Raw genomic sequence first — 2,634 nt, forward strand, 5'->3', positions numbered from 1 at the left:
GCCGCTGCTGAAAATCAGCGAGGGGTTTACCGCCATCATCAACCTGGGCCGCTATGCGCGCGACCAGATCCGGGGCAAGGTGCTGGGCGTTACCGGCAGCGCCGGCAAAACCACCTGCGTGGCGATGCTGGCGGACGCCCTGTCCGCCTGGGGGGCGAGCAGCAAAAGTGCGCACAACGCCAACCTGCCGCGCGGCGTGGCCTGGAACCTGGCCTCCGTCCCACGGGATACCCCGCACGTCATACTGGAGATGGCGATCGGGCGGATGGGGGTCAGTTCACGCATGGCGCGGCCCGACATCGCCATTTTCACCAATATCCAGCCCGCCCACCTCGGGGAGAACAGCACCGTTCGCGACGTGGCGTTAACCAAAAGCGCCATCTTCTTCGGCATGCAGCCGGGCGGTATCGCCATTCTGAACCGCGACATGTTGGAGTGGGAAACGGTGCACCAGGCCGCCACCGCGAAAGGGCTCAGCGTGCTGCACTACGGCAGCCATCAGAGCAGCGACGCCCGGCTGATCGCCTATGATGCGCTGCAGCAGCGCGTGACGGCCGAGGTCTGCGGGCAGCCGCTAAGCTATTCGCTGGCGGCCGGCGGCCGGCATATGGCCCTCAACAGCCTGGCCGTGCTGGCGGCCGTCTCGGCGCTCGGCTATCCGCTGGAACCGGCCCTGGCGCGCCTGGCTGGCTTCACCGCCCTGGCGGGGCGCGGCGAGCAAAAACGGGTGACCCTTAACGGCATTGGCTTTGAACTGATTGATGACGCCTACAACGCTAACCCTGGCTCAATGCAGGCCGCACTGGAGCAGCTCAGCGAGCGGCCCTGCAGCGGCAGGCGTATTGCGGTGCTGAGTGAGATGAAGGAGCTCGGGCCGGAGAGCGAAGGTTACCACAGCCAGCTGGCGGCGCAGCTTAACGACAGCAGCATCGACGGCGTCTGTCTGGTCGGCGCGATCTGGCAAGGCTGCTGGGCGTTGCTCAAACCGGAGAAAAGAATCGCCCTGCTCGACGATCCGCAACAGCTTAAGCCGCTGCTGCTGGCGCAGCTGCGGCCTGATGACACCGTGCTGTTTAAAGGTTCTAACGGCACCGAACTGCATCAGATCGTCAGCTGGATCGACGGCCAGCCGACGGCCGGATGATCCGTAGACCGGGGAGCGGCGGCAGAATCACCGCGCGCCGCGACCCGTTTTACGGCTGCGGGTGATCCTCGCCGCGGCTGCGGTGCGGCCGGTCAATAATCATCGTCTGCGGCGTCGACAGCATCACCCCCTCTTTACGTAAGCGGGTCAGGATATCGAACAGCAGGTCGCTTTTCGCCCCGCCGACCTGGCGCGGGCTGGCGACGTTGCCGGTCACCGACAGCACGATTCCGGTTGCGGTGAGGTCCTTAAACGACACCGACGGCTCTGGCGTCTCCAGAATGCGTTCATTATCGGCATAGACGTCGAGCAGCAGCTGGCGCACCTGCTGCGGATCGATATCCAGCGGGAAGGTCAGGGTGATGGTCGCCACCCCCTGCGCGTTGCCCATCGTCGCGTTGCGCACGTTCTGCGAGATAAACTGCGAGTTGGGCACGATCACCGTCGAGCGGTCGCTGAGCTGGATTTCGGTGGCACGCACGTTGATACGGCGAATATCCCCCTCAATACCGCTAATGCTCACCAGATCGCCGACCTTCACCGGCCGTTCGGTCAGCAGGATCAGGCCGGAGATAAAGTTCTTCACGATCTCCTGCAGGCCAAAACCGATACCCACCGACAGCGCGCTGACGATCCACGCCAGCTTGTTCCACTGCAGGCCCATAACCGACAGCGTCATCAGGATCACCAGCACAAAACCGATATTGCTGAACAGGGTGACCAGCGACACGCGCATCCCTTTGTCCATCATGGTTTTCGGCAGGAAATCGTGCTCCAGCCAGCGCTTCACCGAGCGCAGCACCCACATGCCGACCACCAGGCACACCAGCGCGTTAACCACGTGCGCCGGCACGATATTCATCGATTCCAGACCCTTGCCGCCCCAGAACTCAATCGCCTTCTGCACCAGCTCAATCGGCGTGGCGGTACCAAAGGTGCCGTTCAGTATCGCCATCGCGGCGACCAGGATCAGGATAGTTTTACCCAGCGCGCCGAGCAGCGCGGCGACCTGGCCGAGATGGCGGGCATCAATGTTCAGCGAGGTCTGAATGCGCTTGCCGGAGGCGGTGCTGGTGGAGAACAGGCTCTCACAGCCGTCCGCCACCAGCTGGCTGAAGATGTAGAACAGGCCGAAGACGATGCCCACCCAGATCAGCTCATAGCTGAGGAAGCGCGCCAGGGTGATATAGCCAATCACCAGCGTAATCATGATCGCCACGCCGGTCAGCGTCAGGCCCATCTGGATCAGGCCGGCCAGCGTGGTACGCGCTTCGGGCTGGTGCCCTTCCAGCAGCATCCGCCGGCGCACGCGGTTGGTACGGAAGCTGATCGACAGCGCGGTCGCGCCGACCAGCAGCGCGGTCATGCCGTTGGCAAAGATGGTGGTCCCCACGCTGGTGTTGGCGCTGCTGTTAAAGATCTCCACCGTCTGGAAGATAAACACCAGCGCGGCGGTCAGCGGCGGATAGGGTTTCAGCGCCAGCGCTACC

General features: G+C 63.6%; 2 protein-coding genes. One reads left to right on the top strand and one right to left on the bottom strand.

The window, feature by feature from the left end; translation table 11 throughout:
• The coding region (murF, locus tag NV64_RS12535) for a UDP-N-acetylmuramoyl-tripeptide--D-alanyl-D-alanine ligase (RefSeq protein ID WP_146005484.1) at window positions 1-1,144 on the top strand (1,144 nt) is incomplete at its 5' end.
• A gap of 49 nt (window positions 1,145-1,193) precedes the next feature.
• Here murF and NV64_RS12540 read toward each other — a convergent pair.
• Window positions 1,194-2,634, bottom strand: a 1,441-nt coding sequence (locus tag NV64_RS12540) for a mechanosensitive ion channel family protein (RefSeq protein ID WP_146005486.1), incomplete at its 5' end; no start/stop codon positions are given.

Source organism: Erwinia sp. B116 (assembly GCF_002865965.1).
Classification (GTDB): domain Bacteria; phylum Pseudomonadota; class Gammaproteobacteria; order Enterobacterales; family Enterobacteriaceae; genus Erwinia.